The sequence below is a fragment of the Sporosarcina sp. GTC18466 genome, assembly GCF_055389225.1.
In genome coordinates this window covers 617929-644914 of sequence record NZ_AP044037.1, presented here as the reverse complement: position 1 = coordinate 644914, position 26986 = coordinate 617929, and the positions used below count along the sequence as shown (strand labels likewise).

36 protein-coding genes and 1 riboswitch are annotated in these 26986 nt (G+C 48.3%); of the genes, 30 read left to right on the top strand and 6 right to left on the bottom strand.

The window, feature by feature from the left end; all coding sequences use genetic code 11:
* Nucleotides 1–11: 11 nt before the first annotated feature.
* Both sodA and ACZ5FK_RS03250 read left to right on the top strand, forming a co-directional pair.
* Nucleotides 12–620 carry a superoxide dismutase SodA gene (gene sodA / locus ACZ5FK_RS03255; RefSeq protein ID WP_464806483.1) on the top strand — a complete coding sequence of 203 codons (609 nt, stop codon included), beginning with the start codon at nucleotides 12–14 and terminating at the stop codon, nucleotides 618–620.
* Between the two features lie 110 nt (nucleotides 621–730).
* Entirely contained in the window at nucleotides 731–2902 is a 2172-nt protein-coding gene (locus ACZ5FK_RS03250) for a peptidoglycan D,D-transpeptidase FtsI family protein (protein WP_464806482.1), read from the top strand.
* A 51-nt stretch (nucleotides 2903–2953) separates the two neighbouring features.
* On the opposite strand, the gene ACZ5FK_RS03245 is transcribed toward ACZ5FK_RS03250, so the two are convergent.
* Nucleotides 2954–3418, bottom strand: coding sequence for a hypothetical protein (locus tag ACZ5FK_RS03245; protein WP_464806481.1), 465 nt, complete (start codon nucleotides 3416–3418; stop codon nucleotides 2954–2956).
* Nucleotides 3415–3774 carry a hypothetical protein gene (locus tag ACZ5FK_RS03240; RefSeq protein WP_464806480.1) on the bottom strand — a complete coding sequence of 120 codons (360 nt, stop codon included), beginning with the start codon at nucleotides 3772–3774 and terminating at the stop codon, nucleotides 3415–3417. The genes ACZ5FK_RS03245 and ACZ5FK_RS03240 overlap by 4 nt, the downstream gene beginning before the upstream one ends.
* Nucleotides 3775–3978: 204 nt before the next feature.
* Here ACZ5FK_RS03240 and rpmG point away from each other — a divergent pair, with 204 nt between their 5' ends.
* The 5 genes from rpmG (at nucleotide 3979) to ACZ5FK_RS03215 (ending at nucleotide 8139) form a co-directional block, all read left to right on the top strand.
* On the top strand, nucleotides 3979–4128 hold the full coding sequence (gene rpmG, locus ACZ5FK_RS03235; RefSeq protein WP_060210366.1) for a 50S ribosomal protein L33: 150 nt from the start codon (nucleotides 3979–3981) through the stop codon (nucleotides 4126–4128).
* A 61-nt stretch (nucleotides 4129–4189) separates the two neighbouring features.
* Nucleotides 4190–4780, top strand: coding sequence for a 5-formyltetrahydrofolate cyclo-ligase (locus ACZ5FK_RS03230; RefSeq protein ID WP_464806479.1), 591 nt, complete (start codon nucleotides 4190–4192; stop codon nucleotides 4778–4780).
* The gene (locus ACZ5FK_RS03225) at nucleotides 4764–4952 is read left to right on the top strand and encodes a YqgQ family protein (RefSeq protein ID WP_464806478.1); all 189 of its coding nucleotides are present in this window, start codon (nucleotides 4764–4766) and stop codon (nucleotides 4950–4952) included. The genes ACZ5FK_RS03230 and ACZ5FK_RS03225 overlap by 17 nt, the downstream gene beginning before the upstream one ends.
* A gap of 176 nt (nucleotides 4953–5128) precedes the next feature.
* Nucleotides 5129–7018 carry an LTA synthase family protein gene (locus ACZ5FK_RS03220; protein ID WP_464806477.1) on the top strand — a complete coding sequence of 630 codons (1890 nt, stop codon included), beginning with the start codon at nucleotides 5129–5131 and terminating at the stop codon, nucleotides 7016–7018.
* Between the two features lie 71 nt (nucleotides 7019–7089).
* The gene (locus tag ACZ5FK_RS03215; RefSeq protein WP_464806476.1) at nucleotides 7090–8139 is read left to right on the top strand and encodes a YqgU-like beta propeller domain-containing protein; all 1050 of its coding nucleotides are present in this window, start codon (nucleotides 7090–7092) and stop codon (nucleotides 8137–8139) included.
* 44 nt (nucleotides 8140–8183) lie between these two features.
* Here the strand turns inward: ACZ5FK_RS03215 and ACZ5FK_RS03210 are convergent, their stop codons facing one another.
* Entirely contained in the window at nucleotides 8184–8363 is a 180-nt protein-coding gene (locus ACZ5FK_RS03210; RefSeq protein WP_464806475.1) for a DUF2759 domain-containing protein, read from the bottom strand.
* Between the two features lie 157 nt (nucleotides 8364–8520).
* Here ACZ5FK_RS03210 and ACZ5FK_RS03205 point away from each other — a divergent pair, with 157 nt between their 5' ends.
* The gene (locus ACZ5FK_RS03205; RefSeq protein ID WP_464806474.1) at nucleotides 8521–9156 is read left to right on the top strand and encodes an MBL fold metallo-hydrolase; all 636 of its coding nucleotides are present in this window, start codon (nucleotides 8521–8523) and stop codon (nucleotides 9154–9156) included.
* 51 nt (nucleotides 9157–9207) lie between these two features.
* Here the strand turns inward: ACZ5FK_RS03205 and ACZ5FK_RS03200 are convergent, their stop codons facing one another.
* Nucleotides 9208–9450 carry a DUF2626 family protein gene (locus ACZ5FK_RS03200; RefSeq protein WP_464806473.1) on the bottom strand — a complete coding sequence of 81 codons (243 nt, stop codon included), beginning with the start codon at nucleotides 9448–9450 and terminating at the stop codon, nucleotides 9208–9210.
* Nucleotides 9451–9742: 292 nt separating this feature from the next.
* On the opposite strand from ACZ5FK_RS03200, the gene comGA reads away from it, so the two are divergent.
* The 10 genes from comGA to gcvPB all read left to right on the top strand — a co-directional run bounded on the left by comGA (nucleotide 9743) and on the right by gcvPB (nucleotide 18328).
* A complete protein-coding gene (gene comGA / locus ACZ5FK_RS03195) occupies nucleotides 9743–10741 on the top strand; it encodes a competence type IV pilus ATPase ComGA (RefSeq protein WP_464806472.1) in 999 nt (332 codons plus the stop codon).
* Nucleotides 10738–11787 carry a competence type IV pilus assembly protein ComGB gene (gene comGB / locus ACZ5FK_RS03190; RefSeq protein ID WP_464806471.1) on the top strand — a complete coding sequence of 350 codons (1050 nt, stop codon included), beginning with the start codon at nucleotides 10738–10740 and terminating at the stop codon, nucleotides 11785–11787. Before comGA ends, comGB begins: the two co-directional genes overlap by 4 nt.
* Before the next feature lie 13 nt (nucleotides 11788–11800).
* Nucleotides 11801–12130 carry a competence type IV pilus major pilin ComGC gene (comGC, locus tag ACZ5FK_RS03185; protein WP_464806470.1) on the top strand — a complete coding sequence of 110 codons (330 nt, stop codon included), beginning with the start codon at nucleotides 11801–11803 and terminating at the stop codon, nucleotides 12128–12130.
* Complete coding sequence (locus tag ACZ5FK_RS03180; RefSeq protein WP_464806469.1) at nucleotides 12114–12569, top strand: prepilin-type N-terminal cleavage/methylation domain-containing protein; 456 nt, start codon at nucleotides 12114–12116, stop codon at nucleotides 12567–12569. Before comGC ends, ACZ5FK_RS03180 begins: the two co-directional genes overlap by 17 nt.
* Nucleotides 12559–12852, top strand: coding sequence for a hypothetical protein (locus tag ACZ5FK_RS03175; protein ID WP_464806468.1), 294 nt, complete (start codon nucleotides 12559–12561; stop codon nucleotides 12850–12852). Before ACZ5FK_RS03180 ends, ACZ5FK_RS03175 begins: the two co-directional genes overlap by 11 nt.
* A complete protein-coding gene (gene comGF / locus ACZ5FK_RS03170; protein WP_464806467.1) occupies nucleotides 12837–13280 on the top strand; it encodes a competence type IV pilus minor pilin ComGF in 444 nt (147 codons plus the stop codon). Before ACZ5FK_RS03175 ends, comGF begins: the two co-directional genes overlap by 16 nt.
* Nucleotides 13281–13441: 161 nt before the next feature.
* A complete protein-coding gene (locus ACZ5FK_RS03165) occupies nucleotides 13442–13966 on the top strand; it encodes a shikimate kinase (RefSeq protein ID WP_464806466.1) in 525 nt (174 codons plus the stop codon).
* A 175-nt stretch (nucleotides 13967–14141) separates the two neighbouring features.
* A riboswitch (glycine riboswitch) is annotated at nucleotides 14142–14234 on the top strand.
* Nucleotides 14235–14380: 146 nt separating this feature from the next.
* A complete protein-coding gene (gene gcvT / locus ACZ5FK_RS03160; protein ID WP_464806465.1) occupies nucleotides 14381–15481 on the top strand; it encodes a glycine cleavage system aminomethyltransferase GcvT in 1101 nt (366 codons plus the stop codon).
* A gap of 20 nt (nucleotides 15482–15501) precedes the next feature.
* On the top strand, nucleotides 15502–16851 hold the full coding sequence (gene gcvPA, locus ACZ5FK_RS03155) for an aminomethyl-transferring glycine dehydrogenase subunit GcvPA (RefSeq protein WP_464806464.1): 1350 nt from the start codon (nucleotides 15502–15504) through the stop codon (nucleotides 16849–16851).
* A complete protein-coding gene (gene gcvPB, locus ACZ5FK_RS03150) occupies nucleotides 16844–18328 on the top strand; it encodes an aminomethyl-transferring glycine dehydrogenase subunit GcvPB (RefSeq protein WP_464806463.1) in 1485 nt (494 codons plus the stop codon). Before gcvPA ends, gcvPB begins: the two co-directional genes overlap by 8 nt.
* 83 nt (nucleotides 18329–18411) lie before the next feature.
* Here the strand turns inward: gcvPB and ACZ5FK_RS03145 are convergent, their stop codons facing one another.
* Nucleotides 18412–18741, bottom strand: a complete 330-nt coding sequence (locus ACZ5FK_RS03145) for a rhodanese-like domain-containing protein (RefSeq protein WP_464807347.1) — start codon at nucleotides 18739–18741, stop codon at nucleotides 18412–18414.
* A 157-nt stretch (nucleotides 18742–18898) separates the two neighbouring features.
* Between ACZ5FK_RS03145 and ACZ5FK_RS03140 the strand changes: the two genes are divergently transcribed.
* Nucleotides 18899–19735, top strand: coding sequence for a lipoate--protein ligase family protein (locus ACZ5FK_RS03140; protein WP_464806462.1), 837 nt, complete (start codon nucleotides 18899–18901; stop codon nucleotides 19733–19735).
* Nucleotides 19736–19779: 44 nt separating this feature from the next.
* On the opposite strand, the gene ACZ5FK_RS03135 is transcribed toward ACZ5FK_RS03140, so the two are convergent.
* Nucleotides 19780–20769 (bottom strand): DUF1385 domain-containing protein, encoded by a 990-nt coding sequence (locus ACZ5FK_RS03135; protein WP_464806461.1) that lies wholly within the window; start codon nucleotides 20767–20769, stop codon nucleotides 19780–19782.
* Between the two features lie 163 nt (nucleotides 20770–20932).
* On the opposite strand from ACZ5FK_RS03135, the gene ACZ5FK_RS03130 reads away from it, so the two are divergent.
* The 11 genes from ACZ5FK_RS03130 (at nucleotide 20933) to accB (ending at nucleotide 26975) form a co-directional block, all read left to right on the top strand.
* Complete coding sequence (locus ACZ5FK_RS03130; RefSeq protein ID WP_464806460.1) at nucleotides 20933–21361, top strand: hypothetical protein; 429 nt, start codon at nucleotides 20933–20935, stop codon at nucleotides 21359–21361.
* A 62-nt stretch (nucleotides 21362–21423) separates the two neighbouring features.
* On the top strand, nucleotides 21424–21870 hold the full coding sequence (gene aroQ, locus ACZ5FK_RS03125) for a type II 3-dehydroquinate dehydratase (RefSeq protein ID WP_464806459.1): 447 nt from the start codon (nucleotides 21424–21426) through the stop codon (nucleotides 21868–21870).
* Entirely contained in the window at nucleotides 21867–22925 is a 1059-nt protein-coding gene (locus tag ACZ5FK_RS03120) for a M24 family metallopeptidase (protein ID WP_464806458.1), read from the top strand. The genes aroQ and ACZ5FK_RS03120 overlap by 4 nt, the downstream gene beginning before the upstream one ends.
* Before the next feature lie 22 nt (nucleotides 22926–22947).
* Nucleotides 22948–23505 carry an elongation factor P gene (efp, locus tag ACZ5FK_RS03115; protein ID WP_464806457.1) on the top strand — a complete coding sequence of 186 codons (558 nt, stop codon included), beginning with the start codon at nucleotides 22948–22950 and terminating at the stop codon, nucleotides 23503–23505.
* Nucleotides 23506–23626: 121 nt separating this feature from the next.
* The gene (locus ACZ5FK_RS03110) at nucleotides 23627–23836 is read left to right on the top strand and encodes a SpoIIIAC/SpoIIIAD family protein (protein ID WP_464806456.1); all 210 of its coding nucleotides are present in this window, start codon (nucleotides 23627–23629) and stop codon (nucleotides 23834–23836) included.
* Complete coding sequence (locus ACZ5FK_RS03105; RefSeq protein ID WP_464806455.1) at nucleotides 23815–24213, top strand: SpoIIIAC/SpoIIIAD family protein; 399 nt, start codon at nucleotides 23815–23817, stop codon at nucleotides 24211–24213. Before ACZ5FK_RS03110 ends, ACZ5FK_RS03105 begins: the two co-directional genes overlap by 22 nt.
* Before the next feature lie 14 nt (nucleotides 24214–24227).
* The gene (locus ACZ5FK_RS03100) at nucleotides 24228–25127 is read left to right on the top strand and encodes a stage III sporulation protein AE (protein WP_464806454.1); all 900 of its coding nucleotides are present in this window, start codon (nucleotides 24228–24230) and stop codon (nucleotides 25125–25127) included.
* Nucleotides 25128–25140: 13 nt separating this feature from the next.
* On the top strand, nucleotides 25141–25308 hold the full coding sequence (locus ACZ5FK_RS03095) for a hypothetical protein (RefSeq protein ID WP_464806453.1): 168 nt from the start codon (nucleotides 25141–25143) through the stop codon (nucleotides 25306–25308).
* A 64-nt stretch (nucleotides 25309–25372) separates the two neighbouring features.
* Nucleotides 25373–25780 carry a hypothetical protein gene (locus tag ACZ5FK_RS03090; RefSeq protein WP_464806452.1) on the top strand — a complete coding sequence of 136 codons (408 nt, stop codon included), beginning with the start codon at nucleotides 25373–25375 and terminating at the stop codon, nucleotides 25778–25780.
* Nucleotides 25767–26303: a SpoIIIAH-like family protein gene (locus ACZ5FK_RS03085; protein WP_464806451.1), complete on the top strand. Its 537-nt coding sequence runs from the start codon at nucleotides 25767–25769 to the stop codon at nucleotides 26301–26303. The genes ACZ5FK_RS03090 and ACZ5FK_RS03085 overlap by 14 nt, the downstream gene beginning before the upstream one ends.
* A 144-nt stretch (nucleotides 26304–26447) precedes the next feature.
* The gene (gene accB / locus ACZ5FK_RS03080; protein WP_464806450.1) at nucleotides 26448–26975 is read left to right on the top strand and encodes an acetyl-CoA carboxylase biotin carboxyl carrier protein; all 528 of its coding nucleotides are present in this window, start codon (nucleotides 26448–26450) and stop codon (nucleotides 26973–26975) included.
* Nucleotides 26976–26986: the final 11 nt, after the last annotated feature.

Genomic DNA, 26986 nt, shown 5'->3' with positions numbered 1-26986 from the left:
AGGAATGGACAATGGCTTATGAATTACCAGAACTGCCATACGCTTATGATGCGTTAGAGCCGCATATCGACAAGGAAACAATGAACATCCACCACACGAAACACCACAACACATACGTGACAAACGTAAACAAAGCGCTTGAAGGGCATTCGGATCTTGCTTCTAAATCCGTTGAAGACTTGATCTCCGACATGGATGCGATTCCAGAGGATATTCGTACTGCAGTCCGCAACAACGGCGGAGGCCATGCGAACCACTCATTCTTCTGGCAAATCCTTTCACCGAACGGCGGCGGAAAGCCGACTGGCGCGCTTGCAGAAGCGATCGACAAGAAATTCGGCGGCTTTGACGCATTCAAAGAAGAATTTGCGAAGGCAGCTACAACTCGTTTCGGTTCCGGCTGGGCTTGGCTAGTCCTGAACAACGGAGAACTCGAGATCACGTCAACACCTAATCAGGACAGCCCTCTCATGGAAGGCAAGACGCCTCTACTAGGACTTGACGTTTGGGAGCACGCGTACTACTTGAACTACCAGAACAAACGCCCTGATTACATCAATGCGTTCTGGAACGTAGTGAACTGGGAAGAAGTTGCAAAACGCTACGAAGAGAATAAATAATGCAACCCGGCATACATCTTGTTCGTCAAGATGTATGTTTTTTAGTTTATATAATGATATAATGATGCGTGGCCGGAAGAGGTCCGGCAACTATGGAAAGGAGGAGAAAGATGAGTAAGCAGATGCGCAAAGCGGATCAGGCGAAAGTAAGACAGCGGAAACATGTCGCATTCCGTATGAATTTCCTGTTTTTTTCGATCTTCGTCCTGTTTTCCATCCTGATCCTCCGGTTGGGCTATTTGCAGATTGTCAAAGGTGATGACTACAGACGTGAGCTCGAAAAGAAAGAGGAAATAGCCGTTAACACCAGTGTCCCCAGAGGCCGGATCTATGACCGGATGGGGAAGGTGCTTGTGGACAACGAGCCTAAAAACGCCATTACATATACGAAAACGACATCAACGACATCAGCGGAGATGCTGGAGATCGCAAAGAAGCTCGCAGATTTGATCGAGCAAGATACGAAAAGGGTCACACTCGGCGACAAGCGAGACTTTTGGATATTGATGCATCCTGATGAAGCGGCGGCAAAAGTGCCCGCTTCTGAGATCGCCAAAATTAGAAAAGCGGATGAAAAACTGACCGAAAAAGATATACAGCGGAAAGTCAACGGTCTGACGCGGGAGAGGATCACGGAAGAGGAGCTTGATTCCTTTACGAAGGAAGACCTAGAGATTCTCGCGATATATAGGGAGATGATGTCTGGCTACGCCTATTCGCCGCAGATCATAAAAAGCGGCGATGTATCTGAACGGGAATTTGCTGCCGTGTCTGAACGGCTGAGCGACCTGCCTGGCGTCAATACGACGACGGACTGGGAGCGCGTGAAACTGAGCGACAGCACATATATCGGCTCTACAACGACACCGGTTCAGGGGATTCCGAGAAGCCATCTCGACTACTTCCTGGCACGAGGTTATTCAAGGAATGACCGCGTCGGCAGCAGTTATCTTGAACAATATTATGAGGAACTGCTGAAAGGCCAGAAAGCGGTCGCGAAAAACATCAAAGATCGGACAGGTAAAGTGGTGGAAACGAAGACGGTGCGCGAAGGGGAACCGGGTAAAGATCTTGTCCTTTCCGTGGATAGCGAACTTCAAGAGTCACTTGAGACTCTAGTATCCGATACCTTGTTAAGGGAAAAGAAGCGCAGTACGGCGGGGCTTCTCGATCGTGCTTTCCTCGTCATGATGAATCCGAATAACGGAGAAGTCTTAGCTCTTGTCGGAAAAAAGCTCGTCAAAGATGAACAGACCGGAAAGTGGGAAATCCGCGATTATGCATTCGGAACATTCACTTCCGCATACGAAGTAGGTTCGACAGTCAAACTTGCGACTGTGCTCACTGGCTACAGCGAAGGGGTGCTGAACGTCGGGGAGGTAAAGATTGATGAACCGATCTACATCGGCACTACGGTAAAACGATCCCTATTCAACCAGTATGGACGTGTCGCAATCAACGATATCACCGCTCTCGGCAGATCCTCGAACGTGTATATGTTCCGGATCGCCATGGACCTCGGCGAAGCGAATTATCGTCCGCACAAACCGCTGCCGATCAACATTGCAGGCTTTGACCGGCTGCGGGAGTCCTATGCCTCATTCGGACTCGGTGCGAAGACGGGGATCGACCTGCCAGGGGAATATGCTGGGTATCCAGGCACTGAGACGATCACAGGTAAACTTCTTGACTTTGCGATCGGCCAGTTCGATACGTATACGCCGCTTCAGATGGCGCAATATGTCTCGACCGTTGCGAATGGCGGATACCGGGTGGCGCCGAAAATGCTGAAAGAGATACGGGAACCGTCACCTGACGGCAAGACGCTCGGACCGCTGATTCAAGAAACGGATATAAAAGTGCTGAATCGGATCAAAAACACAGACCGGGAAATTGAGCAAGTGAAGAAGGGTATGCATTACACGTACCATGGCCAGGGAGGAACGGCGCGCGGCCTGTTTGATGGCGTTAATTACACGGTAGCCGGAAAGACAGGAACAGCACAGTCGGCCTACTACGACGGTACAGACCGAAGCCTGTATGGCACAAAGACGGTGAACCTCACCCATATCGGTTTTGCGCCGGAAGAGAATCCGGAAGTTGCATTCTCGATTGTCATTCCAAACATCTCCACAGATCGAAGCAACTATCCGCATCCATCCAATGAAATCGCGAGAGCTGCGATGGATATCTATTTCAACTTGCAGAAGAAACGTGAAAAAGAGATCCGCTCCGATTCGACCGAACCTGAAATCAATCGTGTATCTGACTCGAAAGAGTGACCATGATAAAAGAGCGCCTCGTCCTGAACTTCATCTGGACTGGCGCTCTTTTCATTTCGTTTTCGTAATGAGGGAAGCGATCGTTTTAAGATCCATTGAGGAATCGACCTCATACTCACCGACTTGCAGGCGTCCTGCCAGTCCGTTGTCCGACAGGTACTTATCGAACTCGGATGCCTTCGGAATGACGCCTGCCCGTTCGAGCTGGGAGGAGATGGTCGTCGAAACTTCACCCTGCCGGATCGACAAGATCGTTTTGACGATCGGTTCTTTTCCAGCGCCCTTCGACTGGTCGCTTTCCGTTTCAATCTTCGCTTCAGACTTGTCAGCGGAAGATATTGTCTGCGCGGCGGCAAGTTCACGTTTTACGTTTTGCAGCTCTTCTGTCAGCCTGCTTACTTGGTCTTTATAAGATGCCTCGCTTGCCGGATCCGCCTTGCCGGCAGGAGCGAAATGAAGGATCCCTGCGGCGATAAGACAGCCGATGCCAATCGAACGCAATACATCACGGATCATACGCGTGCCCCTTTTTGCTGCAGCACATCAATTACTTCAGCGGGAGGAAGGGAGGAACGGGCGGAAATATCCTCGATCGGATAACCCTGAGCGTGCAGGGAGAGGATCTGGTTCACTATGATTTCATGCACAGGTTTCCGCCCGGTCTTTCCGGCGGCCGGAAGATCCGGCAGCGCGCCGATCATAAGCTCCTCTTCAACCGCTTTCAGCCGTTTTTTCAGTAGGTTGGTCTCTTGGTGGAGGCTGATGGAAATATTTTCGAGCTCTTCCTCCTGAGACTTCGAGGAACGGTTGAAAAAGAATGATAAAATGACACAGACGACTCCTATAGTAAGAAGTATGAGAGGTAAGTCCATTCTTGCATGCCTCCGGTCGGATATTGTTTCGGGCGGCAGACAATCTGCCGCAGCTTCTATTGCCTCTATCGTACCATATGGATGGCGTTAATGAAATTTCAAACTTTCTTCTGGACAAATGGATTGAATATGGTACAATGACATAGTCGTATAAATCATGCTCATGTTTTATCTATAAGTTTGTGATGAGTGGGAGGGACTACAATGCGCGTAAATATTACACTTGCTTGCACTGAATGTGGAGAGCGTAATTATATTACTAAAAAGAACAAGCGTAACAATCCGGAACGTCTTGAAATGAAAAAGTATTGCTCACGTGAAAAGAAACAGACTTTGCACCGTGAAACGAAATAATTGCTCAGGCCAAAACCTTCACGGGTTTTGGTTTTTTATTTTGAAAAGGGGGAATATGATGGTGAGTAAGTCACTGCAGCGCAAGCAGGTGCTTGCTATGTTAAGAAGCATGGACATCAACGAACACGCCGACGCTTCCTTGCGGATCGTCAAACGCTTTTTGCAGTCGGAGGAATACCTATCTTCCCGAACAATCGGAATCACGATATCACGGTTTCCAGAGGTAGATACGAGGCCGCTGATTGAAGCTGCATGGAAGAGCGGCAAAAGGATTGTTGTGCCGAGATGCTATCCTGCTGAGCGAAAGATGGACTTCAGGGAAATAACATCATACAATAGTTTGGAAACGGTCTATATGGATCTTCTCGAACCGATACTCTCTGCCACGGTATCTGTGCCGCAGGAAGAGATCGATCTGCAGGTTGTACCCGGGGTAGCGTTCTCGGCTGCAGGATATAGGGTCGGTTTTGGAGGAGGTTATTATGACCGGTATTTGTCGTGTTATAAGGGAGCTAAGATCTCTCTTGCGTTTGATTGTCAGACCGGGTTCCAAGTCCCTTTTGAACCACATGATATCCCGGTAGAAAGGATCTTCACAGAGCATCGGGTGATCGAATGCAGGATGGTGGACGAAAATGAAAACTTATTATGATGTACTCCAATTCCTGAAAGGCTACGGAACATTCATATACACAGGGGACCGGAAAGCGGATCTTGAATTGATGATAGCTGATACGCGGGAGATGTATGAGAACGGACTTATTGTAAAAGAGGATTATCTAAAGGCGATTATGATTTTAAAAGCTGAAATTAGGGAACTTTGACCTATTATACATGCGACTTCTGGTCTTATACTGGCTGTATATGAAACTTTTTGTCATCTCATCCGTCTAATAGATATGTATCGAACGAACTGAAATAATAACTGATTGGATCATGTGAATTGATGGTCCGGATGCTTGCGGGTTTACTTCATCGAGATTGGAAAGGAAGATTGCGAATGAAAAAAAGGTCATTACCCAAACATTCCGTACTCCTGATTGCCGTCGTCGCAACTTGGATTACCACATATGTCGGCTACCATACAAGCTTCAGCATGAAAATCGATAATGTTATGCAGGAGTTCATCCTGTTTATGAACCCACTCAGCTTTCTGTTATTTGTCTATGGAATCGCATTTTTCATCAAGAGCACAAAGCGGCGCAATGCGTATATCTTTGCTGTCAGCCTGATCACCTCGATCCTTATGTTCAGCAATGCCGTGTTTTACCGGTTTTTTAGTGATTTCATCACACTTCCTTTGTTATTCCAGACAAGCAACTTTGGCGATTTGTCGTCATCAGTGACCGCAAACTTGCATTGGACGGATATTTTCTTCTTTACAGACACGATTATCGTCCTGTTAGCCATCAAATTGCTTCCGGTCAAAGAACAGTCTATATCTTCCCGGAAAATGGGCAGGAAATTATACTTTGTTGTGGCAGCGACCATCCTTATGGTCAACCTCGGCCTGTCTGAGGCGCAGCGTCCGCAACTATTGACACGGAGTTTTGACCGTGAACTGCTTGTGAAAAACATTGGCACATACAATTACCATATCTATGACTTGTTCATCCAGTCGAAGACGCATGCGCAGCGGGCTTTGGCGGACGGCAGTGAATTGACAGAAGTAGGAAACTATATTAGCGCCAACTATGCTGAGCCGGATCCTGAAATGTTCGGAATTGCAAAAGGCCGGAATGTCATCATGGTCTCGCTTGAGTCGCTTCAAAATTTTGTCATAAACAATGAAATGGATGGCCATGTCATCACACCGTTCCTTAATGAGCTTACGAAAGATCCGGACACTTTCTATTTCAACAATTTTTATCATCAAACAGGACTCGGCAAGACATCCGATTCGGAGTTCATCCTGGAGAATTCGCTATACGGCCGCAATGGGGGTGCCGTGTTCTTTACAAACAGCGGTAACACATACCATTCCCTCTCTGAGCGGCTTGGCCAAAACGGTTACTTCACAAGCGTCATGCATGCGAACAACCGCAGTTTCTGGAACCGGGATATCATGTATCAAGCCCTCGGAGTCCAGAAATTCTATGATGTGGAAAGCTATACGATTGGTGAGGGGCAAGCCGTGAACTGGGGAATGAAGGATATCCCTTATTTTGAGCAATCGGTTGAACTGATGAAAGATATGCCGAAGCCATTCGCGACACGGATGATCACATTGACGAACCACCATCCATTCGACTTGGATGAAGAGGATATGCTGATTCCTGCATATACCTCCAATTCCAAAACGCTGAATAAGTATTTCCAAAGCGTCCGGTACATGGATGAAGCAGTGAAGACGTTCTTCGATGACTTGAAGAAGAGCGGTCTTTACGACAACTCGATCATCATCATGTATGGCGATCACTATGGGATTTCGGAAAACCACAATAAAGCGATGGGTATGTATTTAAATAAGGAAATCACACCTTTTGACAATGTGGAGTTACAGAAAGTGCCGATGTTCGTGCATATCCCTGGCTTCGGAAAAGGCAAAGTGATGGATGAACTTGCGGGACAAATGGATCTCCGTCCTACCATTCTTCATCTTTTAGGAATTGATACAAAAGAAGATATGCAGTTAGGTGCGGACGTCTTTTCGAAAGACCACGAGCCGTTTGTCATTTTCCGCGATGGTCGTTTTGTAACCGATGACGCCATCTATGCACACGAAGTATGTTACGATATCCACACGGGTGAACCGACTGACGCGTCGGTATGTGAGCCGTATGAGGAACGGGTAAATACGGAACTCAATTACTCGGATACGATCATCAACGGTGACTTGCTCCGTTTCACGGAAGAGGGGAAACGGGAAGCTCAATCGAAAGATAAGTAAAAAACCTATGTCTGCACGGGAAATTCCACCGTGCAGATTTTTTATATCATTGCCGGAGGAGGGCGGCTTTCTTGAGGAGAATAATCGTTGTAATAATCTTGTTGATGGTTCTGGCAGGCTGCTCAGAGGAAGAACCGCCTTCCGTCCAGCCTGATGTTGAACATATCCCGCCGAAAGAAGAGGAGACATTACAGCTGTTGCATATGCCTGAAGATCAATCCCATTACATCATAGGCTGGCAGTCGGATGAGAGCATTGCGTATGTCAAGGGGCATGATGTAATGTCCTTCAATCTAACTACAGGCGAGTCAAATATGATCTATACGGAAGCCACTGTCATTACGGATGCCCTTATTCATCCGGACAAACAATACATATTGCTTCATACTGGTGAAAGTGCCGACTCTGCGACCATCAAAATCATATCCATGGATGGCGTATTGCAAGACACCGTTGAACTTGCTTCGAATGAAGTCGAATTCGCCTGGAATGAAGACAACGACGACCAATTACTGTTCACTGCCTTCCAGGACGATTGGACATTCGATTTATTCCTTTATAATCGGGAGAAACAGGAGCTGGATCTCCTGGACCTGGATGATCCGTTTCCTAGCTGGCTTGGTGACAATCAAATCATTGCAACTGCAGAAGACAGAAATCTTGTCCTCCACATAGCGGATGATGGTCAACTCGAGGTGCAGATGGAAATGGAACAGACTCCGTATGTAGTAGTGGGCGGCAGAATGGTGACCATGCATGCAATTGGTAAGGGAACTGCCCATATGGGAGTCAGACATCCTGGCGGAGAAGAAGAATGGGGGTGGGAAATGCCAGTACAAGAAGGGCTTTACTCGGGTGCTGTTTTCCCAAGTCTGGCATCGATTGGAGACGATCGCCTTGTAGCAGGGATCGTAAACGAGGAGACATCGGGCGAAGTTCAATCCTCCATGCGGCTTGTGCTTCTTGAGGGAGGCGAAATGAGAGACGTAATGGACGGAATAGAGCCAGGCCCGCTTATTTGTTCCCCGTCTGGTGACAGATGTCTTGCGGGCTATGAAGGTGATTTGCTGATCGACATTCCGAAGAAGCGGAAAATCAGTTGGATCGTAAGCGGAAATTAAAAAAACATCTCCCGAAATGGGAGATGTTTTTTGGCTCGTCCGAATCAGTGAAGCTTCGGCGGATATCCTTGATAGATGATCGTTGCCACTGTGAATGCACCGAAAATGACGACAGCCACAAGATTGAATAGGATGCTTAAAATATTACGCTCTTTAAATCCCTGCACAGTACCGACCACTGCCAAAATAGCGACGAGGCCGAAAATAACCATTAATAGGTTCATGTAGTAGACACTCCTTTCTGAACGAAAAAATGAATGCCGATTAGCAATATTCCTTTTCTATTGTACTGTTTAATCGCCCTTTTGTCGAGGTTAATTCATGACGATTGTTTGAATTCGGCGCTTCTCTTCATTATGATGGGAAAAGGAGGTGGGAATTATGCTGAATGTGACAACATATCCGCTTGGACCTATTCAGACGAATTGCTATATCATCGACAATGGCAGTGAATGTCTCATCATTGATCCGGGCGATGAAGCCGGAAGATTAATCCGCATGCTTGAAAGGGACGGTTTGAGACCGCTTGCAATCCTGCTGACCCATGCGCATTTCGATCATATCGGCGGAGTCGAAGAGGTTCGAAATCATTTTACCATACCTGTCCATATCCACGAAGCAGAGTCTGACTGGCTGCAAACACCGGAACTGAACGGGTCGGCCAGATATCCCGGACTGCCTTTGATCAGCGGCAGACCGGCAGATCACTTAGTGCAGGCGGAAGGAGAAGCGGAAATCGGTCCTTTCCGTTATGAGATAAGACATACACCAGGCCATTCGCCGGGCAGCTTGACATATGTCTTTCCTGATGGCGGTTTCGCAATTGTCGGCGACACCCTATTTCGGCAAAGCATTGGCCGGACTGATCTGCCAGGCGGGGATACGGAGACGCTTCTCGAGTCTATCCATAATCGGCTATTGACCCTGGATGATGAATTTATACTTTACCCCGGACACGGGCCATCAACCACTCCAGGTGACGAGAAGGACACCAATCCATTTCTTAATGGCTTTTAACGACAAATAAAAAAACAGCCGAGAGGGCTGTTTTTTTGTTTCCGCATTTCCTTATTCGGCCATGCCTGGTACGTGGATGAATGTTGCATAATAGCTGAATCCGACCATGAAAATCATCAAGTACGCTCCGAACATGTACATGTACATACGCTCTGTCAGGTTCAAGTATCCAAGCAGCAGGAAGAAAACTGTGCTCGCAACAAAAATGAGCGATGCGGGCATCATGCCGCCGACAAAAAACATTACTGCGAAAACTCCTGTCCAAAAACCACATAGCTTGAACATGTTATCCATACGTGCGTCCCTCCTTACCATAAAACAATACAATGATCTCACACTCATTATAAATGATTGCATTTGCAAATGTAAACTTATATCCGTAAGTCTTGTGACAAAACAATGGACAAATGGTGAAACTGATGAGAATTCATGTTTTGAACGGAAAAGGTCTGTCTCGTTACCATTTTGCGAGGAAATCACATATGAAAATTCGAACTTGGCGGAACCTATTCACAATTTGATGCATTCATGTATACTTGGATATAGGCGGAAAACGGCCTTCCGCGCAAGGAAAGAGGGGTGTGGCATGAATAACGACGAAAATATGGTCGAGCTCAAATGTTTCCGTCTTTTAGAAGATGGCATCAGTCAAGATGCTACAGATATTCATCTTGTCCCAAAAATGAAAGGGTACGACGTGTTATTCAAGGTCGGTGTGAAACTGAGAAGGTCCGCAACAATCCCCGAACAACTGGCGGGCCGCATGATTTCCTTCTTTAAGTTCCTCTCCTCGCTCGATATAAGCGATCGGCGAAAACCCCAAAGCGGTTCATTCCATAAACGATTTTCCGATGATAATTATTCTTTCCGCGTTTCGACCATTCCATCCTTCCATATGAAAGAAAGTGTTGTCATCCGTCTGCAGAAGCATGACCGTATTGTACCGCTCAATGAGTTATGCCTGGATGCCAGGTGGGCTGAACAGCTTCGAAGGGCTGTCGCACAGCCGCAAGGTCTGCTGATGGCTACGGGTCCTACAGGCAGCGGGAAAACGACAACCATCTATTCACTGACAGCTCATTGTGTAAACGAACTGGACCGGCATGTCATCACGTTAGAAGATCCAGTAGAGAATGACCAGTCACATCTCTTGCAGATTCAAGTGAATGAACGGTCAGGCATGACGTATGCAGCTGGACTGAAAGCGATTTTACGCCATTCCCCTGATGTCATCATGATCGGTGAAATACGTGATGCCGAGACCGCTAAGACGGCCGTCCAGGCGGCGCTGACAGGCCATTTGGTCATTACATCCGTTCATGCAAAGAACCCAGTCGGCTGCTTTTACAGAATGGCGGATTTTGGTGTCACCATGGAAGAATTGCGGCAGACGGTCATCTGCGTTTCCGCGCAGCGGCTCATCCCTCGTGAAAACGGATCGCTGGGTGCGGTATTTGAAATTCTTGATGGGGGTTTGCTGGAAAAGGTGAAACATGATTTGTCAAATGGCGAACATGTAGAACTTCCAAAGAATCTTTCCTTAGAGTCTGCAATGCGAAAATATTCTTTGGTGAAGACACTATGAGTCTGTTCAAAAAAATGATTCCTCAAAAAGACGTAGTGGTCCAGAAAAAGTATTCGTTTTTAAAGAGGCTTGCTGAATTGCTTCGGGAAGGATATACATTCCACGACAGCCTGGTCATATTGATGCCGCATTATATGAAGCAATATGAGCCTATGCTGGATATGGCGGAAAGGGCTCTCCGCGGAGGCTTGAATGTGACACAGATTCTCGAAACACTCGGTTTTAAAAGGTCACACCTCCTGTCGATTGCTGTGGCGGAAGTGGATGGGACATTAACAGATTCGCTGGACTCATTGGCGGACCGTCTAAAACGAAAAGAGGAACGCGCCAAAAAGATTAAAGGGCTGCTTCTATATCCTGCAGTCCTGTTTGTTTTCATGGCGGTCCTGCTGCTTGTTTTCCGCCAGTATTTCCTGCCCAATCTGCAAATGCTTGCGTTCTCGCGGAAAGCTGAAGAAGGGATAGCTTCCCTTCTCCCCGTCCTCGTTTCCAGGCTTCCAGACCTGTTCCTCGGGATTATCGGCTTAGGTATAGGATTTTCCACAATTAGCATATTCCTTTACCGGAGCTGGCCGTCCGATAAAAAGATAAAGATCCTAGGTGCAGTGCCGTTTGCCGGAGCCTATTATATCAAGCTGAAAACGATGGAATTCTCCAGTGAATTGGGTTCGCTTCTCGGCTCAGGCCTGCCTATTCAAAGTGCGCTTGATATCTTGGAAGACCAGCAGCTGGATGATGTCATCGGACGGATTGCCGAAACATTGAAACACCATATTATTCACGGCGTGCCGCTTGAGCAGGCGGTTGTCCTGACGGAAGGACTGGTGAAAGGACTGCAGCCTTTTGTGAAGCACGGAGCTGATACAGGCCATCTGGCGAAAGAGTTGCTCCTTTATAGCGATCAGCTTAACGAAGAGATCGAGGCGGCGCTGTCAAAATGGATTTCCTTTGTCCAGCCCGCGCTCTTCAGCCTGCTGGCGGTCTGTATACTGGCTGCCTATCTTGCGATGCTGCTGCCGGTATATGGATTAATCGATACGATGTAAGGAGGATAACATGATGAAATGGTGCAACGAGAAAGGATTCACACTGATAGAAATGATGATCGTTTTACTGATCATCTCCGTACTCGTCCTGATTGCAATACCGAATGTGACCAAGCATTCCAAATCGATTGATGAAAAAGGATGCAGCGCGTTCGTTAAAATGGTCGAAGGACAAGTGGAAGCTTATAAAATGGATAAAAAAACACCTCCCAGCCTGATAGATCTGGAAAATGAAGGATACCTGCCAAAAGAATCAAAATGCCCCGATGGAAGTGAGATAGCGATAGACGCTGACGGCAAAGTGACCGCCGAGGGGTTGAATAAGAGTGCGGACCCAAACTAATAACAGGAATGAGTCCGGTTTTACATTCCTTGAGTTATTAATTGTACTGACGGTTGTTTCTGTAATCTCGGCTGTCATGCTGCCGCTCGCAGGAAGGATCTATGCTGAACAATCGGACGATCATGATCTGGAGGCATTCATCGCATCCGTCTATCATATGCAGGCGCATTCAATGGCGAATAATGTGATGACGTTTATGCAGACGCAGCGGGATGGTAAGACGTATATCGTCAAGGTGGGCCAAGGTTCCAGTGATGTATTGTCGAAGGTCGACTTTCCGGATGGCATGCGCATAGCGAGTTTCGGTTCGATGGAGCAGCTCGCTTTCAATAATGGGCAGATCTACCGTCCGGGAGCTATTATAATGCAGCAGAGGAGCCGGGTCGTAGAGCTTCGGTTCCAAATGCAGCATGGAAGGATATTGATCTATGAACGATAACGGATACTCATGGCCAGAGGCGATGCTTGTATTGTTCATCATAATGGTCATTTTTGGCACGCTGCTGCCACTTGGCTCCAAAATGACTTCAAGCCTGTCCGCTAAAAAAATAGGAATGCTCGCTTCCCGTGCCGCATATCAAGGGTCTATCCAACATGCGGCGTACGGGTTAATGGGAGGAGAGACCGAGACAGATGGCATGCGGTTCAGCTGGCAGGTCGAGGGGCGGTCCATATGTGTTGAATATAATGGTGATGGTGCTGTCCTATGCTTCGGCGAGTGAAAAATGAGAAAGGGTACACGCTTGCCGAATCATTGTTTCAGCTGCTGATCATGACACTGTTCCTGCATCTCTTTGTGCTATTCTTTTACTGGAAACAATCTTTGGGCAAGGAATTTATGGATGTCTCATTAATGGAATGGGAGCTGTTTTCAGCTGAACTTCAGAAACTGCTCGAAGAAGTGAGCGAAATCGAAGTGGTTCCTCACGGAAATGCCCTCCGCTTTGTCAACGAAAGAGGGGTGATTGAGGTGGAGAAGAGTGGAAATGTTATCCGGAAGAGGGTGGACGGCACGGGCCATGTTCCCCTTTATACAGGGGTTGAGCAAGTGCTGTTCACGTTCGATGAATACTCCGTCTGGCTGCGCGTCACAGACTTGAAAGGCGTTTCAAGGGAAAGGGGGTTTGCATTTGGGCTTGTTACGGAATGAAAGAGGGGCGATGTTCGCTGCGGTTCTTCCTTTCCTATTTTTCGTAAGCCTCTTTCTTTTCACCCTCGTTTCATGGCATAGTAGTTTATACAGGACATATGATTCCCTCGAGCGATATTACGAGAAGGAATTAATTAAGATGTTGAACAAGGTGGAGGAACATGAAACGAGTCTATTTAGTCGGATTCATGGGCAGTGGGAAGAGTGTGATCGGGAAACGGCTGGCATCACTTGCTAATATGCCGATTTACGACATGGATACGGAAATCGTGAAAAAGATGGAGATGACCATTCCTGAAATTTTTGAGACGTATGGGGAGGAGAAATTCAGGGAGCTCGAAACTGAATACTTGCGGCAGTATTCGGATGAGTGGGCGATTGTAGCGACAGGCGGAGGCGTCGCGATGAAGGCGGAAAATCGGCGGCTTATGAGGGAAACGGGTATTGTCTTTTTCCTGAATGCGCCTTTTAGGGATATTTGGCGCAGAATCGCTACGGACAAAAACCGTCCGATTGTTCAAAAGTCAACCAGGCAGGAGCTTGAAACACTCTATTATCGCAGGAAGCCTCTTTACTTGGAAAGTGCCCATTTCAAAGTGCAGACGGCCCACCGGTCCATTCAGGAAATCGCGGACTATATCAATTTTCAAATTACAAGAATGAAAGGCTGTTCAGAGAAGGATTAAATACATTTCACTCTCGAAAAACGAACATTAATATACTTCTTCAAGTAAACGTTCGTTAAAAACGGCTCAACTTAAAAGTGTTTGCCTATTTGTATCCGAAATGTTAAGATGTAAGGCGAAAGGGCTTTATTCGTCGGATTTTTTACATTTTACATGGTGCAGCTAAATATAGCGGATGATTGATCGGGGAGAGCACGCATGGGGCGTCGCCGAAGGAGCAAGTAACGGAAGTTATGAATCTCTCAGGTAAAAAGACCCGATCAGGACGCGTCTCTGGAGAGTGCCGGCTACGCGCCGGCCACCAAAGGGGTAAACCGCAAGGTCAAACTCTCAGGTACAAGGACAGAGGTTCTCTTACATGATAAGGGGACGTCTGTCTTTTTTTATACTAATTGACTAGGAGAGGATCTTTTTATGGTTCAGACGCTAAAACGCACCGCACTCTTTGATACATACGGAGAGTATGGTGGAAAGACAATCGACTTCGGCGGCTGGGAGCTGCCGGTACAGTTTTCAGGGATCAAAGCCGAACATGAGGCTGTTCGGTCACGGGCGGGCCTTTTTGATGTATCCCATATGGGAGAAGTATTTGTGACAGGTGAAGGCGCGCTTGATTTTCTTCAGCGGATCTCTACGAATGATGTTTCAAAGTTGAAAGACGGCCAAGCGCAATATACAGTCATGTGCTATGAGAATGGCGGGACTATCGACGATCTTCTCATTTATAAACGTGGGGAAGGAAGCTACCTTCTTGTTGTCAACGCGGCCAATATTGAAAAAGACGTTGACTGGATGAAAAAGCATGCAACCGAAAATGTGTTGATCGAAGATAAATCAGACGAGTATGGGTTGCTTGCATTGCAAGGACCTAAAGCTGAGACCATTTTGCAGAAATTGACGGATGAACCACTTAATGAAATCAAATTTTTCCGTTTTAAGGAGAATGTGAATGTAGATGGACACGAAGTCCTCATTTCACGCACTGGGTACACAGGAGAGGATGGTTTCGAGATTTACGGTTCACCGGAAGCAGTCAAAGCACTGTGGCCAGCCATCTTGAAGGCTGGAGAAGAAGAAGGCGTGGAGGCATGCGGCCTGGGCGCACGTGATACATTGCGCTTTGAAGCGGGATTGCCGCTTTATGGGCAAGAACTGTCCCAGGACATCTCTCCGCTGGAAGCGGGACTCGGATTTGTCGTGAAGTTGAACAAAGAAGCAGATTTCATCGGCAAAAGTGCACTCGCCTCCCAAAAAGAGAATGGACCTTCCCGCAAGTTGGCCGGAATCGAAATGGTGGATAAAGGTATCCCGCGTACAGGTTATAAAGTGTTTGCGGGCGGCAAGGAAATCGGATTTGTGACAACGGGTACACAATCACCGACCTTAAAAAAGAACATCGGTTTTGTATTGATTGACGCAGCACTTGCTGAAATTGGGACGGAAGTGGAAGTGGAAGTCCGCAACAAGATGCTAAAAGCGAATATCATTGCAACACCATTTTATAAAAGATCATAAAAGAAGAGGGGACATGGGCTATGAAGCATCGTTATCTTCCTATGACTGAGACCGACCGCCAGGAAATGCTGGACGCGATCGGCATCGAAACAGTGGATGAATTGTTTGAAAGTATTCCTGAAGAAGTCCGCTTTAAAGGCGAATTGAAGATCAAAGAAGCAAAATCGGAAACTGAGTTGAAAAAGGAGCTCGAAGCACTTGCGGCGAAAAATGCGGATTCCCTGCATTTCGCTTCTTTCCTCGGTGCTGGCGTCTATGACCACTTTAAACCGGTCATCGTCGATCATGTCATTTCCCGATCAGAATTTTACACGGCATATACGCCGTATCAGCCGGAGATCTCCCAAGGGGAATTGCAGGCGATTTTCGAATTCCAGACAATGATTTGCGAGTTGACAGGTATGGACTTGGCAAACTCCTCCATGTACGATGGCGGAACGGCTCTTGCTGAAGCGGGCATGCTCGCGGCAGGCCATACACGCAGGAAGAAGCTTCTCATCTCGGAAACAGTCCATCCGGAATCAAGGGACGTTGTCGAGGCATATGCATCAGGGCAATCTATCGAGGTCGTGACGATCCCGCAAAAAGATGGGAAGACCGATATCGATGAACTGAAGAATATGATTGATGGCGATACTGCCGCGGTCCTTGTCCAGTATCCTAACTTCTTCGGCCAGATCGAAGACATAGGAGCGGCTGGGGAAATTGCTCATGAAAAAGGCGGCTTGTTCATCGTCTCGTCAAATCCTTTGGCGCTTGGCGTATTGACGCCTCCGGGCGAGCTTGGAGCGGATATAACGGTCGGGGATGCACAGCCGTTCGGAATCCCGGAGCAGTTTGGCGGTCCGCATTGCGGATATTTCGCAACAACTACAAAACTCATGCGGAAAGTGCCAGGCCGTCTTGTCGGTGAAACGACAGATGAAGAAGGCCGCCGCGGATATGTGCTGACGCTGCAAGCTCGTGAACAGCACATCCGGCGCGATAAGGCGACCTCCAATATCTGTTCGAACCAGGCACTGAACGCACTTGCTGCTTCCGTTGCCATGACAGCTCTCGGAAAAAAAGGTGTCAAAGAAATGGCGTATCAGAACATCGTGAAAACGCGCTATGCAAAAGAAGCTTTCGAGAAAGCCGGTTTCGAAGTGAAATTTGCCGATGGACCGCATTTTAACGAAATTGTCGTGAATGCGAAGAAACCGGTCAAAGAAGTGAATGCGAAGCTGCTTGAAAAAGGGATGATCGGCGGTTATGATCTCGGCTTGACGTATAAGTCCCTTGATAACCATGCTTTGATCGCGGTCACGGAACAACGTACAAAAGAAGAAATCGATGCGCTTGTGCAGGAAATGGAGGCCCTTCATGCATAATTCAAATCAACCGCTTATTTTTGAAATTTCGAAAGAAGGCCGCATCGGCTACAGCTTGCCGGAGCTTGATGTTCCGGAGCTTGATCTGGCCGAACTTTTGCCAGGCGAATATATGCGTAAGCAGGAAGCAGAGCTGCCGGAAGTTTCGGAGCTTGATATCATGCGTCATTACACAGCGCTGTCCAACCGGAATCACGGCGTCGATACAGGATTCTATCCGCTTGGGTCTTGCACTATGAAGTACAACCCGAAAATCAATGAAGCAGTCGCACGCATGTCCGGATTTGCAAATATCCATCCACTCCAGGATGAGTCGACTGTGCAGGGCGCGATGGAAATGATGTATGACCTGCAGGAACATCTGTCTGAAATCACTGGCATGGATGAAGTCACTTTGCAGCCGGCAGCCGGTGCGCATGGTGAGTGGACGGCGCTTATGATGATCCGTGCATTCCATGAATCGAATGGTGACTTCAACCGGACGAAAGTGCTTGTCCCGGATTCCGCGCACGGTACCAATCCGGCTTCCGCAGCGGTTGCAGGGTTTGATACCGTTACTGTCAAATCGGGAGAAGACGGTCTTGTCGACATAGAGGACTTGAAATCAAAAGTCGGACCGGATACAGCTGCACTCATGCTCACCAATCCAAATACGCTCGGCCTTTTTGAAAAAGAGATCCTTGAAATGGCGAAAATCGTCCACGGAGTCGGCGGCAAACTGTATTATGACGGGGCGAACCTGAACGCTGTCATGGCAAAATCGCGGCCTGGTGACATGGGCTTTGATGCGGTCCACCTGAACTTGCATAAAACATTCACTGGCCCGCATGGTGGGGGCGGACCAGGTTCCGGTCCGGTCGGCGTTACAGCAGAGCTTGCGCCGTTCCTTCCGAAACCTGTGCTGATCAAAGAAGGGGACCGCTATACGTTCGATTATAACCGTGAGCAGTCGATCGGCCGGGTCAAGCCGTTTTACGGAAACTTCGGCATCTACCTGCGCGCTTACACATACATCCGCTCCATGGGTCCGGATGGCTTGAAGGCTGTGACAGAGTATGCCGTTCTGAATGCGAATTATATGATGCGAAGACTCGAACCGTATTTCGACCTTCCTTACAAACAGCATTGCATGCATGAGTTTGTCTTATCAGGCCGCCGCCAAAAGAAACTTGGCGTCCGTACGCTTGATATGGCAAAAAGGCTGCTGGACTTCGGCTTCCATCCGCCGACAATCTACTTCCCGCTCAATGTCGAAGAGGGAATGATGATTGAACCGACGGAAACGGAATCAAAGGAAACACTGGATTCGTTCATCGAGGCGATGATCCAAATTGCTAAAGAAGTGGATGAGACGCCTGAGATCGTCCAAGAAGCGCCTCACACGACAGTCGTCAATCGTTTAGATGAGACAAAAGCGGCACGCCAGCCTGTTCTTCGCTACAAGAAATCAGAAGAACAACAGCCCGTACACGCTTGACTAGCAGGAGGGGCGGCCGCCTCTCCTGCCGAAAAGTAAAAAAAACAAGTTCTCCCGATAGGGAAGAACTTGTTTTTATTTGCTTATTTGCTTCTGATTTTGCCTGTCCAAGTGCGGAATCCGCTTTGTAGATGGAAGAGCTGGGTATACCCTTTTTTCTTGAGAAACAATGCAGCACGTGCACTCTTGCCGCCATTCTGGTCGTACAGATAGACAGGCTTGTCAGGGCGGATTTCTTTGAATCGCTGGCGGAACTGCGAATATGGGATATTGCGCGCTCCGAGAATATGACCTGAATCGAACTCTTTGGGCTCTCTCACATCAATGAGCTGAGCTTTTCGGTAACCGGCAATGAACTCATCCTGCGTCAGATGTGTAACGGATTTCCGGACACGGAGCATCGTTACAACCATGTAAATGACGAGAATGAGGAGAACTGCCAACAGAATGTATAACTGCACTTCAATTTTCCCCTTTCTACCTATAGTTCTATTATAAAGATTACATGGCACTTGTTCAACGGGAATGATAAAATGAATTCCGTCAGCACTTGGAAAGGGGCTTGGATCAGTGGAGAAGAAGGTTTGGCATTTTGTGAATTCCGGGAAATGTTCCCCTTCGTACAATATGGCGCTCGATGAAGCATTGCTCGAATGGCATAGCGAAGGGAAGATAGGACCGGTGCTCAGATTCTATGAATGGGAACCGGCGACGTTATCGATCGGTTATTTTCAAAGCGTAGAGAAAGAGATTGACATGGAAGCGGTTGAACGTTACGGCCTTGGTTTTGTCAGAAGGCCGACGGGCGGCAGAGGAGTCCTGCATGAGCACGAACTTACATATAGCGTCATTGTGACGGAAGACTATCCCGGCATGCCAGAGACAGTGACAGAGGCGTACCGGGTGATCTCAGGCGGTCTGCTGGAAGGGTTCCGGAATCTTGGCCTGCAGGCGGAGTTTTCCGTACCGATGACCGAGGAGCAGAATGAGCGGCTCCGCAAACCGAAAAGCGCGGTATGCTTTGACGCACCGAGCTGGTATGAATTAGTGGTGGAAGGGAAGAAAGTCGCCGGAAGCGCGCAGACACGCCAAAAAGGGGTAATCCTGCAACATGGCGCCATTCTGCTTCACTTGGATGAAGAGAAGCTTGTGTCCCTGTTCAAATTTGAGACAGATGAGTCTCGTCAGCGAATGAGACGAAGTCTACCCAATAAAGCCGTCGCGATAGATCGCCTTGCGGGGAGAACGATAACCGCGAAGGAATGCGTGCCCGCTTTTTCGGAAGGGTTTGAGAAGGCGCTGGACATGACGCTGGTGCCGCTCGAGCTATCCACGGAGCAGTTGGCGTATGTAAAAGAGATCGAGCAACGGAAATATGCGAACGATGAATGGACTTACAAAAAATGAAAAACTGTCCGAAGTGAACTCTTGTTTCACTTCGGACAGTTTTTTTAGCCTGCCTGGACAGCTTGGCTTGGTGTGCTTTGCTGATCGGCCCTTTGGATATCGACATTATCAATGCCGACTTCTTCAATTTCGAGCAGTTTATTGAAAGAGGCGATGGCGACTTCCACTTGGTCGTCGTCCGGTTCTTTCGTTGTAAGCAGCTGGAGCCAAAGGCCAGGGTAGCCAAGGAACTTCAACACAGGAATATCTCTGAGCATATTCGTGAACTGGAGGACCTCAAATGAGATGCCCAGCACAACCGGGATCAGCAGGATCCGGTTGACGATGCGGAACCAGAACGGGTCCGCTGGCACGAAGAAGTAAAGGAACATCCCGACAATCACTGTGAACAGAAGGAAACTGCTGCCGCAGCGATAATGGAGCCTGGATTGCGCTTGAACATTTTCCACAGTGAGAGGCAGACCTTTTTCATACGCATTGATCACCTTATGCTCTGCGCCGTGGTATTTGAATACCCGCTTGATGAGCGGAGTCATGGATATGAGCGACACATACGTGAGCAGCAGCACAAGCTTGAAAAACGTCTCAATGAGCACCTGGGCTGTCCTTCCCTCGGCAATCGGTTCAAATAGCTTGGCAAGGAAGACAGGAACTAGTGTGAATGCAAATTTACCGAATAGGAAAGAGAGAATGCCGGCTGCTGCAACTCCAAGTACAAGCGCAAACTTTCCGGACGACTCTTCTTCTTCCGCTTTCACTTCCTCGCCCGGATCGACGCCATACCGCTCCTGGGCAAAATTCAAATGCCGTGAGCCAAGGCCAGCCGACTCGATCAAAGCGACAATTCCCCGGATAAAAGGGATTTTCTTAAGTTTTTGCGCTAGAGGCTTCTTTTCTTTGGGGACATAATAATAATCTATCGAATCGTCTTTCCGCCTGATTGCCGTCACTGTATGATCCCGGCTGCCGAACATGACGCCTTCAAGCAGCGCCTGTCCGCCGTAAGCAGGGGCGGATTGCTGTTTGTTTGCCATGGAAAGGGAACACCTTCTTTTCTCCTGGATACTGACGGCCAGGCCGTCAGTTCTTATTCCCCTATTGTACTAAAAAACAGCGCTGGCAACCACCAATAGGTTTAAATTTCTTCTGTTACCCTCACACTTCCTACTAAACGCAACTGTACTTGGAGGTACTTTTATGAAAATGAAAACAATGTTACTTACCGTTCTATTCGCTTCACTCGCTACGGTGCTTAGCTTGAAATTTTTACAGATCTTTCACTTTATCAAATGGTCGCCGATCGGCTGGGCTGATCGATGGCTTTTATTCGGCTCTTCACATGCCTTGTGGAAATGGACCATATTATTCATCGGCATCTTTATCATCAATGCCATTTTCTACTTCATCATCGGGCTGACAAGCAATATTCCCCCGACAGTGACCTCTATTATTATCGGTCTGATCGTGCCGCTTGCAATCGAGTGGGTCATCCAAGTGCCGGGTACGATGCGTGAAGCCTTTGGTGCCACGTCTTGGCCGTTTGTCGCCGTCCTTGCTGTCATAGTTCGTTTTATCACCGGAACAGCAGTCTATATGAAGAAACTTCCGGAACATACTGCGAAATAAGTTGCGACTATCGAACGATATGATAAAATGAGAAAGAAAAAGATGAGGGGAATGGTACGTCTGTGAAAGTGCTTGTCCTAAATGGGCCAAATTTGAACCGGCTTGGAAAAAGGGAACCCGGCATTTATGGAACGGTTACATTGTCTGATGTGGAAAGCCGTCTTCGCGATGCAGCTGAGAGATCACTTGTTGAAATCACGTTTTTCCAGTCAAACCACGAAGGAGCCCTTATCGATCGCATCCATCAGGCGGATGATGAGGCGCTGGACGGCATCATCTTCAATCCGGGGGCTTTTACGCATTACAGCATCGCTCTCCGGGATGCGGTCGCATCCGTGCGTGTGCCGGTCATCGAGGTCCATATTTCTAACATACATAGCCGGGAAGAATTTCGGCAAGTTTCCATGATCGCGCCGGTCTCGATTGGCCAAATGTCAGGCTTTGGCGTAGATGGATATGAACTAGCCCTGCAGGCGTTCCTTCTCCGAGGGAGAGGGGTACGAATATGAAACTAGGTAAACTAAGGGAACAGCTGAAGGAAAAAGGGATTGACGGCCTTCTTGTAACAAACCCGTTTAATCGCAGGTATATCACAGGATTCACTGGTTCAGCGGGCGTTGCGGTCATTTCGCAGAATGACGCCGTTTTCATTACGGATTTCCGCTACACCGAGCAAGCTGCGAAGCAAGTGCAAGGATTCCGGATTGTCAAACATGAAAAGACGATCGTGGAAGAAGTAGCTGAACAAGTCAAGCAGATGGGCCTCAACACACTCGGTTTTGAAAAAGACGACTTGACATTTGGCATGTATGAGCTTTATAAAGAGAAAGTCCATTCTGACCTTACGCCGGTTTCCGGTTTGATCGAAAAAATCCGAATCATTAAGACTGAGGATGAGATCGAGATCCTGAAACAGGCGGCTAAAATCGCCGATGATGCATTCGAACATATTTGCACATTCATCAAGCCGGGCGTGACTGAACTGGATGTCTCGAACGAACTCGAAATGTATATGAGAAAGCTTGGGGCGACTTCTTCATCGTTTGATATCATCGTCGCTTCCGGTGAGCGTGGAGCGTTGCCGCATGGCGTGGCGACAGATAAGGTCATCGAATCAGGGGAACTTGTCACGCTCGATTATGGCGCACTTTACAATGGCTACATTTCGGACATCACACGCACTGTAGCAGTTGGTGAGCCTTCCGACCAGATGAAGGAGATTTACGAAGTGACAAGAGCCGCGCAGCAAATGGCTTTGGAACAGATCAAACCGGGTATGACAGGTATAGAAGCGGATGCGATCGCCCGCGATTACATCAAGTCAAAAGGATATGGAGACGCATTCGGCCACTCGACCGGCCACGGAATCGGCCTTGAAGTGCACGAAGCGCCTGGCCTCTCTTTCCGCTCTGAGACGATCCTAGAGCCTAATATGGCTGTCACCGTGGAACCAGGCATCTACCTGCCAGGAATCGGCGGCGTCCGGATCGAAGATGATATCCTCATCACGGAGACAGGCAACGAGCGCCTGACGCACTCACCAAAAGAATTACGCATCTTATAATGTTCAAATTGGAGGAACCATCATGATTTCAGTTAACGAATTCAAAACAGGCCTTACGATCGAAGTGGATGGCGACATCTGGCGCGTCATCGACTTCCAACATGTCAAACCTGGAAAGGGAGCTGCGTTTGTGCGCTCCAAGCTTCGGAACTTGCGCTCCGGAAACGTCAATGAAAAGACATTCCGTGCTGGAGAGAAAGTGGAGAAGGCTCAGATCGACAACCGCCGCATGCAATATCTGTATGCAAATGGGGACGACCATGTTTTCATGGACAACGAATCATACGAGCAGATCGAACTTCCTTCCAAGCAGATCGAGGAAGAATTGAAATACTTGAAAGAGAACATGGAAGTCCATATCATCTCTTACAAGGATGAAGTGCTCGGCGTCGAGCTTCCTTCCACGGTTGTCCTGGAAGTCATCGAGACGGAACCGGGCATCAAAGGCGACACCGCTAGCGGCGGCTCCAAGCCTGCGAAGATGGAGACCGGTCTGACTGTGCAAGTGCCATTCTTCGTCAATACTGGCGACAAATTGATCATCAATACAGAAGAGGGAGAATACGTCTCCCGCGCATAATTTGTGAACCATGCGCAGCCCCGCATTCCTGAATCAGGAATGCGGGGTTTTTGCCGTCCCGGCTTTTTCCATCATAAACCGGCAGCCCTTTTCATACGTTAATGCAGGAGGGGGAACCCGATTGGAATTGAATGATCTGCTTCGTATTGCGGGGATAGGGCTTGTCATCGGTGTGCTGCATATCTTCTTTGAACAGACGGGCAAGAAGGAATTCTCCTTTTTCCTCTTTTTCATTGCATATATATATATCGCCGCTGAAATGCTTCGGTTTCTCAGAATTTTCTTCTCTGAAATCGCGGAATTCTTCAGATGGCTGTCGCTGTCAATGTAATGATGGCCCTGTTCCAGGTTGTTGCCGTGTTCCTTCTGCTGCTTGTCATCACTTATGCCGCACCCGGATTGAAACCGATCCTATTCGCTTTCATGTTCTTTGTGCTACTGCTCTTTATGTTCATTACCGTACTCTTGCCGTTCGGCCAGGGGATCAATGAGTTGTTCGGACGAATGCCCGGCCCTTATGTGAAGCTTCTTGTCGGCAGTGTGCTCCTGTTCATCCTGACCGAAGCGATTGCCCTTCATATCCGGGAGGAAGGGTATGCTTCTTTCGCATTCCTCGCGCAGCTTGCCGGCCGCGTCATGATCCTATCGCTTTGGCTTCCGCAATTGTCCGGAATGATCGGCATCCTATCCAAACTAATTACGAAATGATCGGAAGAAGGCCTATGCTGTCTATTATCCAATCCATAGCAGGATCCGTACTATCCGCATTTCTGATCGTCATCTTTGCCACGTTCCTCGTGCTGCTGCTCGATTTTTTGTTTCCGGCAGCCAAAAAATGGACGAGGCTCATGCTGTTCATCATCGCTGTCTCTATCGTACTTCAGCCGGCCTTTGAACAATTCGTCTTTATCCGTGATGTCACGCGCTCGATTGCAATGGCATTCATCGGCATCTATCCGGTGCTTGCGGCGAGCTTCGTCATCTCTGGCGGGGCGTTCAGCCTTCTCAATTTCCAGCCGGCGATGCTGCTGTTTGCGAACGGCGTTGTCGTCCTGTCGGAGAAAGTGCTGATTCCGATCCTTGCAACTGCGCTTTTGCTGGATATCCTGTCTCGCCTGCAGCCGGCCATGCCATTCTCTAAAATGTCGGACTTGCTGCGGACGACCCTGCTGGGGGCGGCTTCCGCGAGTGTGGCAGCATATGCAATCTTCATCACGACAGGAGGAACGATATCCTGGGCGATGTCCGGGGTCACGAGCGAGCCGATCAAAGAGCTGATCCGGCAAAACATTCCGCTGATCGGCGGTCTTCTGACAGACAGCATCGGAGCGGTCAGCTCTTACACATCGGGTGCGAGCATCTTCATCGGCGGCTGGCTCATCATCACGGTCTGGACAGTCGCGCTGCTACCGACACTCAAAACGCTTATCATCGGGTTTTTATACAGATGGACAGCGGCGCTGATCGAACCGTTCGCGAACGAAGATCTGACTGGTGTCCTCGATGATATCGGGAAATCGATGTTCGTCTTATGCGCAGTCTCCTTCCTCGTTGCGTTTGCATTCATTTACACTGCAATCTTTTCAATCATACTGATCAAACTGATGGCGGTCGCCAGATGAGGAGGAAGAGTGCATGATGGACTTCCTGCTTGGCGTCATCCTCCTTAGCGTCTTGTCCGTGGTGCTTCCTTTACTGGCACCCGAGGAATACGAAGATCTGATAATGGATTTAATGAAACTGGCGATGGGAATATGGATCATCCGATCATTTGCCTCATTTTTTGGTCATAGCTTGTTCTAACCGAGCATATTGTGAACCATAGATGACAACCCATATCCGGCTTAACGAAATGAATGGTGATCACATGAAGAATCCGAAGAGAACAACAATCCCGCTGCTCGTTGGCACGCTCGTCGTCATCGTCATCATCTTCATCAACACGGCGTCAGGATCGTTTGGGGGGGAAGGGGAGATGCGGGAATACGCGGAGCTGGAACAGGCTCTCATGCAAATGGAAGGCGTCGGGGAAGTCATCGTCTACTTCCATTATGGCCAGGGGGCTTCCCAAGATCCGCTCTCCGATTTATTAACAAGCCGTACAAGCAAGACGGGCGGTACACTTCAAGGGATTTTCGTCGTAGCGGAAGGCGCTGGGGATATACATTTGAGGAACAGGCTCGTACGGATCCTCTCATCGGTGCTCCAGCTTCCTGAACATCGGATCGTCATCGAAGAAATGAAGAAAAGGGGGACTCAAAATGAAAGCGAATAAGCGAACAGTGTGGTTTTTAACTTTACTCAGCCTGGTGGCGGTCATTTCGATCTATTATCTGAACCGGCAAGCGCCGATGCAGTTTGACGGCATCGCGATCTTCGGTGATAAGGACTCAGAGCAGGTCACGATCACAGGAAGCGACAATGAAACAAAACCGGTCTTTGCGGAGTCGGTCCTATTCGAAGAAATGCGGATGGAAGTCATGGATCAGCGCAGCAAATTGAAAGAGCAGCTCACAGCAAAGACATTTTCTCCGGATTTCTCGGTAGACGAGAAGAATGAAGCCTATAACGCCCTTGAGGAACTGACAAAACGGACTTCCAATGAAAATCTGATGGAAATGCAGATCAGAGCGCTCGGCTACCCGGAAGTTTTTGTGCGCTCGGAAGACGGAAGAGTGGAAGTGACAGTTCTTTCCGAGGACGGACATTCCAAACAGCTGGCAGATCAGATCTCCCAATATATCATGGCGAGCTGGGAAGATGCACGCACAGTCAAAGTCGATTTCAAAGGCAACTGAGAATAGAAGGAAATCTGGTGAAAAGACCCGGGACGATCGGGTCTTTTTTTAATTGACCCCCTTATCTATTTCTTTCTTACAGAAAAACGTCTAAAATAGTGGGGAAGGCAAGTATACAATAAAACGAGTCAGGAGAATCGAGTCATGTTGAAAATTCAAGAAATTCGCGAAATCATTAAATTGATCGATCAATCCTCCATCGAAAAATTCACATTCGAATCGGAAGGCACAAAAATTAAATTGGAGAAGGCTGGAGCCAATAAAAATAATGTCCAGACCGCATCTTTAGAAACAACGCTCCCTGCAGCGGCACCTGTGCAAGCGCCGTCAAACGTGCAGCAGCCGGCTCCGCAGCCAGAAGCTTCCGAACAGCCAAAAACTGAGGAACCTAAGGCAGAAGCGCAGCCGGCAGCTAAACTGGAAGATGAATCATTGCATAAGATCATCTCCCCGATGGTCGGCACCTTCTACAAAGCGTCCTCTCCGGACACGCCTGCATACGTGCAAAAAGGCGACACGGTCAAAGCGGATTCCATCGTCTGCATCGTAGAGGCGATGAAGCTGTTCAACGAGATCGAGGCCGAGGTTTCCGGCGAAATCGTAGAGATTCTTGTGGAAGACGGGCAACTCGTAGAATATGGCCAACCTCTCTTCCTCGTTAAAACGAATTAAGGAGGGGAAGG